This is a genomic window from Peribacillus frigoritolerans, from assembly GCF_030676415.1.
In the GTDB taxonomy this organism is placed as follows: Bacteria; Bacillota; Bacilli; order Bacillales; family DSM-1321; genus Peribacillus; species Peribacillus frigoritolerans_A.
Genome location: NZ_JAUUTW010000154.1, coordinates 1 through 255 on the forward strand (window position 1 = coordinate 1; position 255 = coordinate 255).

Consider the following 255-nt stretch of genomic DNA (forward strand, 5'->3'; position numbering starts at 1 on the left):
GAAGCGTGGCGACATGTGGAGCTGACTGATACTAATAGATCGAGGACTTAACCAACGCTTTAAAAAAATGAAATACCTTCTTATTATCTAGTTTTGAAGGAATGAAAATTTCTTCTTGCATTTTCTCGAAAAGACGTTATAATAATATATGTCTTGAAAAAATGTTAACATTGTTTGGTGACGATAGCGAAGAGGTCACACCCGTTCCCATTCCGAACACGGCAGTTAAGCTCTTCAGCGCCGATGGTAGTTGGG

1 rRNA gene is annotated in these 255 nt (G+C 39.2%); it reads left to right on the top strand.

Going from position 1 to position 255, the window contains the following annotated elements:
* Positions 1-173: 173 nt before the first annotated feature.
* Positions 174-255, top strand: a 5S ribosomal RNA gene (gene rrf / locus Q8G36_RS28860); the annotation flags it as partial.